At 43.1% G+C, this 290-nt stretch carries 1 protein-coding gene; it reads left to right on the top strand.

All coding sequences use genetic code 11. The annotated features are described in order from the left end of the window. Positions 1-290: ParB/RepB/Spo0J family partition protein (locus tag SB660_RS19895; protein WP_410584001.1), on the top strand; the 290-nt coding region annotated here is incomplete at both ends.

Below are 290 nucleotides of genomic sequence, written 5' to 3'. Positions count from 1 at the left end.
CATATTGCCAACCATTTAAGACTGCTGACGCTGCCGGAAAGCATCCAGAACCTCATTGCAGAAGGTACGTTATCCATGGGACACGGCAGAACCTTGCTTGGCTTGAAAAATAAAAACAAGCTTGAACCGCTTGTGAAGAAAGTGGTTGAAGAACAGCTGAACGTCCGCCAGCTTGAGCAGCTGATTCAGCAGTTAAACAACAATGTTCCACGTGAAACAAAGAAAAAAGAACCTGTGAAAGATGTGGTTCTAAAAGAACGGGAATCCTATCTCCAAAATTATTTTGGAAC

This window comes from Bacillus sp. SIMBA_005 (genome assembly GCF_046535585.1).
GTDB classification, from domain to species: Bacteria; Bacillota; Bacilli; order Bacillales; family Bacillaceae; genus Bacillus; species Bacillus pumilus.
Note: the sequence above shows the minus strand (reverse complement) of the source record. Positions and strands in the feature narration are given on the sequence as shown.